The organism is Parasynechococcus sp. (genome assembly GCF_042954245.1).
Lineage (GTDB): Bacteria > Cyanobacteriota > Cyanobacteriia > PCC-6307 > Cyanobiaceae > Parasynechococcus.
The window spans coordinates 1-5,023 of sequence record NZ_JBGKDP010000252.1 but is presented as its reverse complement, the minus strand read 5'-3'; the positions used below and the strand labels follow the sequence as shown (position 1 = coordinate 5,023).

The 5,023-nt window shown below is 58.4% G+C and carries 5 protein-coding genes and 1 pseudogene; 2 read left to right on the top strand and 4 right to left on the bottom strand.

What is annotated here, in order from left to right; genetic code table 11:
• The 4 genes and pseudogenes from ACGVJ8_RS11595 to ACGVJ8_RS11580 all read right to left on the bottom strand — a co-directional run.
• A pseudogene (locus ACGVJ8_RS11595) lies at positions 1-158 on the bottom strand (ABC transporter permease); the annotation flags it as partial.
• A gap of 9 nt (positions 159-167) precedes the next feature.
• Complete coding sequence (locus tag ACGVJ8_RS11590) at positions 168-1,181, bottom strand: ATP-binding cassette domain-containing protein (protein WP_392348262.1); 1,014 nt, start codon at positions 1,179-1,181, stop codon at positions 168-170.
• Between the two features lie 50 nt (positions 1,182-1,231).
• A complete protein-coding gene (locus ACGVJ8_RS11585) occupies positions 1,232-2,215 on the bottom strand; it encodes a heme o synthase (RefSeq protein WP_392348260.1) in 984 nt (327 codons plus the stop codon).
• Positions 2,208-3,134 (bottom strand): heme A synthase, encoded by a 927-nt coding sequence (locus ACGVJ8_RS11580; RefSeq protein ID WP_392348258.1) that lies wholly within the window; start codon positions 3,132-3,134, stop codon positions 2,208-2,210. Before ACGVJ8_RS11580 ends, ACGVJ8_RS11585 begins: the two co-directional genes overlap by 8 nt.
• Positions 3,135-3,335: 201 nt before the next feature.
• Between ACGVJ8_RS11580 and ACGVJ8_RS11575 the strand changes: the two genes are divergently transcribed.
• Together ACGVJ8_RS11575 and ACGVJ8_RS11570 are read left to right on the top strand one after the other, a co-directional pair.
• On the top strand, positions 3,336-4,166 hold the full coding sequence (locus ACGVJ8_RS11575; protein WP_392348256.1) for a cytochrome c oxidase subunit II: 831 nt from the start codon (positions 3,336-3,338) through the stop codon (positions 4,164-4,166).
• Position 4,167: 1 nt separating this feature from the next.
• The coding region (locus tag ACGVJ8_RS11570) for a cbb3-type cytochrome c oxidase subunit I (protein WP_392348254.1) at positions 4,168-5,023 on the top strand (856 nt) is incomplete at its 3' end.

Below are 5,023 nucleotides of genomic sequence, written 5' to 3'. Positions count from 1 at the left end.
ATCAGGGGTTGCAGAATTCCAGCGATCAAGGTTGAAGGGCGACGCATCAACTGGAGAAACAAGCGCCGGGTGAGGGCAAACGTTTCCTGGCTGAGCTCGGCGAGGGCTCCGGATTGCTGCTGCTGGAGAGCAACAGAAGATGCTGTTGGGGAAGTCATCATTGGCACTCAACGCATGGATTGACGCTTTTCCTGTTTGACGTTGCGCTGGCCTGCACTGGCCAGTTCAGCGTCCATCAGAGTGCGTCCTGTGGCCTGAAGGTAGACATCATCCAGGCTGGGACGACTCTGGGCCAAGGCAAACACAGGCAGACCTGCAGCCTCGAGGGTTTGACGCAGCTGATCGATCACGGCCCCACCCTCAATCACCAGGTTGAGGGAAAACCCCTGGGATCGGTTTACCACCACCTGACGCACCCCCTCCAGAGGTTCAAGAAGGGCACGCACTTGGGTTGCCTCATCGGCATTGCTGAACTCTCGGACCCGCAGGGTGACGCGATCACCCCCAAGCTGTTGCTTGAGCTGGTCAGGGCTGCCTTCAGCAATCACCCGACCGGCGTCGATGATCGCCATCTGATCCGCCAGAGCTTCCACTTCTTCGAGGTAATGACTGCTCAGAAGAACAGTGGTGCCCTCCTCAACAAGCTGACACAGCAGTTGCCAAATGGCACTGCGGCTCTCGATATCCAGTCCCACGGTGGGTTCATCGAGCACGAGCAATCGAGGTCGGTGCAGCAGACCAGCAGCTAGATCCAGACGCCGGCGCATGCCACCGGAATAGGTGCCGCAGCGGCGGTCAATCCAGTCGCCCATCGCGAGGCGTTCAATTAGATCAGCGATGCGGCTTTCGCGATCGCTCCGCAGCAAGTGATAGAGATCGCCTTGCAATTGCAGCAGTTCCCGGCCACTCAGGATCTTGTCGATGGCCACCTCCTGAGCCACATAGCCCATGAGCTGGCGCACGTCTCGTGGCTGCGCCAGACCGTCGACACCTCCAACTACGACTGAGCCGCTGTCAGGGGCGAGCAGGGTGGCCAAAATGCGCATGGCCGTTGTTTTGCCGGCACCGTTCGGGCCAAGCAGCCCGTAAAGGCATCCTTCAGGAACGGTGAGATCAAGCTCACGCAGAGCCGGTACCGAGCCATAGGCCTTGGAGATCTTCCGCAGTTCAATCAACGCCATCAGGCACCGTCAGGGACTTGCTCGGCCAATTCAGGGAATCTAGAGAGTGCTCATTGCACCCCTGTTGGCAGGGAGAGAAACTGCATCACTTGATGGGCAAAGCCTGAGGCCAGATCCGTGCGGCTGAGAATGAGCAGCAAGCAGAGACCAAACAGATACAAGATCGACCAACGGAACAGAGCCTTGGCATTCACAAGGTTGTCGGGATCCAGGGAAAGCCGATCGACGAGCTGCAGCAATCGACCGTTGAAGGGAAGCAGCATCACGCCATAGAAGGCGCCACCTGAAGGCAAAGCAAACACGCCCAAACCGCTTAGCAGGACGGTGATCCAGCCGTAGGTCTTGATCGCCCGAGCCGTCACCACAGGACCCTTCACCACGGGCAGCATGGGGATCCCCACAGCGCGATAGTCCTCACGCAACAGCAGGGCCAAAGCCCAGAAGTGGGATGGTGTCCAGACCATCACCAGAGCGAACAGCCACCAGCCCCCGAGGCCGACATGGCCCGTGGCGGCAGCCGCCCCTACAAGGGGCGGAATGGCCCCAGCGACTCCACCGATGACGATGTTCTGGGACGTCCGCGGCTTGAGCAAGGCTGTGTAGAGCAGCACGTAACTGCAGAGGCCGAGCAGGGACAACCCAGCCGCGAGACAGTTCACGCCGCTCACCAGAAGCATCGCCGCCGCCAGGGTGCAGGCGATGGCTCCGATGAATGCACTGGTGGGCGACAGCCGACCGGAGGGGAGTGCGCGACCGCTGGTGCGGGCCATCCGACCATCGAGATCCTGCTCCCACAAGCAGTTCAAAACTCCTGCAGCAGCGGAGGCAAGCGCCCCTCCCCCCAGGGTGCAGACGAGCCGCGGCGATGAGAGAGGCCAGCCTTCACTGAGAGCCATTCCACCCAGGGTGGTGGCCAGCAGCAGAGGAATAAGACGGGGTTTGGTGACTTCCAGCCAGGCCGGAAGTTTCACCCGCTTGCGGGAGGGAACCACCTCCTCACGGGTCGGACGAACGGTTGCAGTGATTTCAGCCATGACAGGCCTCCAAAGAGGTGTCGTCGAGGACGACGGAATGGGACGGTGAGGGGAGATCCGGAGAGCGAACCAGAAGCGCCGCCAACAAAGCGATCAGCAGGGCTGCCACGAGCTGATGCGCAACGGTCACTGCGGGTTGCGACAAACCAAGACGAAGGGTGAGAACGCCAAGGGCCATCTGAGCCAGCACCAGGAGCACGGCACCAGCGAGCCAGGGCCACTGCTGGCGAGCCCAACCACCCGCTAGAAGTGCTGCCCCGGCGAAGGCGAGCACAACTACGACCACCGGCATCGCAGTCACGCGATGGGAGAGAACCAGTTGGCAGGCCTCTCCTCCAGCAAGACAACGCTGCCCTGCCCAAGCGGTGGCCATGCGACCACCGAGCAGGCACTGCACAAAGACCGACAACAGGCCAAGCGATGCCCCGATGCGCCACCAGAGCGGAGCGACGACAGCAGCGGGATGAAGCAAGCGCTGGGTCAGCCCACTCAGAAGCGCCACAAGGGTGAGAGCGAGTGCCAGATGGGCTGTCACCACACCAGAAGGGAGCAGCTGGGTCACCGTCAGCGCACCCAAACCTCCCTGCATCGCCACCAGAACCATCAGGCCGGCGGCCAGCCAGGGCAGCCATCGCGGCAGTTGGCGCTGCTGGAGCATCGTCGCCACAGCCATCACCACCAGGGCGATGCCGATAACGAAAGCATCGAGGCGGTGAAACCACTCAAGGAACACCTGAACATTCATCTGGCGACCCGGCAAAAACGAGCCGAAGCACAGGGGCCAGTCCGGGCAGGCCAAGCCGGCCTCCATCACCCGGGTCGCCCCACCGATCACCACCAAAGCGATCACGGCAACCACAAGGTGAGCCGACAACAACCCAAGACGTCGACGCAACGTCGATATTGAAGAAAGCATCATCGAACAAGCTCCATCCGATGCACCCAAAAGGGATTGCTTAGACCGTAGCGATGCAGAAGATGACGTCACGCCGTGTGGACATCTGCAACACAAACAAGAAAGAAATCATCCCCTTTTCCTGACACAAACAAGACCTTAACAATCACTTCATGGAGAACCGCAGCCAGGCCCATACGCTGTTGAAAACCTGGGATTGATCAGATGCAGATCCCATCCGCCATTCTCACGTTGGTGATCGGGATGGTCCTTGCTCTGGGCGGCCTTTGGATCGGCCAGAACATCAACCTCCTCCCCATCGATGCGAGCGCCAACGCGCCGATTTACGACGAGCTTTTTAAGGTTCTATTCACGATTGGCAGCATTCTGTTTATCGGAATCGTTGGTCTTCTCGTCTTCAGCTTGATTCGCTTTCGGCGACGGAGCGGCCAGCTCGGCGATGGCCTGGCCATCGAGGGCAATCTGCCACTCGAAATTTTCTGGACAGCAGTTCCTGCTGTTGTGGTGCTTTTTGTTGGTCTATACAGCTACGATATTTACGACCGTATGGGTGGCATGATGCCTCTGGCTCATGACCACATGGGCAGAGCCCACAAGGAACAGATCTGGGGAGGAATCAGTTCAGGCTCGATTGAATCAGCAGCGGCAACAAATGTCTTGCCCGTTGAAGTAACAGCCATGCAATTCGCCTTCCTCTTTCATTATCCAGAGGGAGACATTACATCAGGTGAACTTCATGTTCCAGCCGACCGACCGATCACCCTCAGGATGGAAGCCAAAGATGTAATCCACGCCTTCTGGGTTCCTGAATTTCGACTGAAGCAGGACGTCATTCCAGGCCAACCAACCCAGCTGAGTTTCACGCCCACACGCACCGGCCGTTATCCAATTGTGTGTGCCGAACTCTGTGGGCCTTACCACGGTGGAATGCGCTCTACCGTTGTGGTGGAAAGCCCGGAGGACTGGGACAGCTGGTACAGGGACAACGCCAAAGCAGCGCCTGAACAAGAAACGCTCACAATCGCGAACGCCTGACATGACCATCAGTTTGCCCCCGGAAACATCCAGTCCTCCAAGGCTTCAACCCAGCGGTTGGTTGCGGTATTTCAGCTTCAGCGTTGATCACAAGGTGATCGGGCTTCAGTACCTGGTCTGCGGCTTTATTTTCTATCTGATTGGCGGCGCCCTAGCCGGTGCCATTCGCACGGAACTCACCAGTCCCGTGTCCGACTTCATGGCACGGGATGTCTATAACCAGGTACTGACCCTCCACGGCACGGTGATGATCTTTCTCTGGATTGTTCCCGTGGTGAATGGTGCTTTTGGGAACTATTTGATCCCGTTTTATGTGGGCGCTCGGGACATGGCCTTCCCACGCCTCAATGCCGTTGCATTCTGGCTGATTCCTCCAGCAGGTTTGATGCTGATTACCAGCTATTTCCTAACGGGTGCAGCTCAATCAGGGTGGACGGCCTATCCACCCCTCAGCATCACCACACCAGCAACTGGCCAAATCATCTGGATCCTTAGCGTGCTGCTCCTGGGAGGAAGTTCGATCTTCGGAGGCATCAACTTTATCGCCACGATTCTCAAGTTGCGTCGTCCCGGCTTGAAATTAATGCAGCTCCCCATGTATTGCTGGGCCATGCTGGGCACCAGCATTCTTGTGGTTCTCTCAACACCGGTTCTGGCCGGAACATTGGTGTTGCTGAGTTTCGACATTGTTGCCCATACAGGATTCTTCAATCCCACCCTTGGCGGCAATGTGGTGGTTTACCAGCATCTGTTCTGGTTTTATTCCCACCCAGCCGTTTACATCATGGTCTTGCCGGCCTTTGGCTTGGTGAGCGAAATCCTGCCGGTTCATGCCCGCAAGCCGCTGTTCGGCTACG

Coding starts and splice junctions, on each gene's coding strand:
- ACGVJ8_RS11580 (WP_392348258.1), bottom strand. CDS start 3,134: ATGATGCTTTCTTCAATATCGACGTTGCGTCGACGTCTTGGGTTGTTG.
- ACGVJ8_RS11590 (WP_392348262.1), bottom strand. CDS start 1,181: ATGGCGTTGATTGAACTGCGGAAGATCTCCAAGGCCTATGGCTCGGTA.
- ACGVJ8_RS11575 (WP_392348256.1), top strand. CDS start 3,336: ATGCAGATCCCATCCGCCATTCTCACGTTGGTGATCGGGATGGTCCTT.
- ACGVJ8_RS11585 (WP_392348260.1), bottom strand. CDS start 2,215: ATGGCTGAAATCACTGCAACCGTTCGTCCGACCCGTGAGGAGGTGGTT.